Below are 403 nucleotides of genomic sequence, written 5' to 3'. Positions count from 1 at the left end.
AACCTTTCACACCAAATAACCAAGTACCAATAATTATAAACAATGCACCCTGCACTTTTATAATCGCTTGTATACTAGCCATTTTATTTACCCTTTTTAAAGCCAGGAGATAATTAATTAATATATTTGTTAAAGCTAATATTGGTACACATAAAGTATATATACCCCAATGAATCGAATATTGTTTAGAGGTAAGTATTAAAAATAAATTAAATAACAGAATGGATAAAAAAGAAAACAACAAACTATTCCGAATAGAATGCGAAAGGATTTTCTCTTTTTGGTTGTCTTCTCTCTTCTCAGCGCAAAACTTTAATATAGCGGTATCTAGACCGAAAGTTCCTAGTATAACAGCTAGTGTTAAATATGTTTGTAAGCTTCTTATTTGTGCCATACTTTCAGG

At 30.0% G+C, this 403-nt stretch carries 1 protein-coding gene; it reads right to left on the bottom strand.

The features are described from left to right. Nucleotides 1-403 (bottom strand): oligosaccharide flippase family protein (locus tag ACTJK5_RS23055; RefSeq protein ID WP_440613323.1); only part of this gene is annotated, 403 nt, incomplete at both ends.

Origin of the sequence: Agrobacterium sp. 22094 (assembly GCF_052046015.1) — a bacterium.
GTDB classification, from domain to species: domain Bacteria; phylum Pseudomonadota; class Alphaproteobacteria; order Rhizobiales; family Rhizobiaceae; genus Agrobacterium; species Agrobacterium cavarae.
Note: the sequence above shows the minus strand (reverse complement) of the source record. Positions and strands in the feature narration are given on the sequence as shown.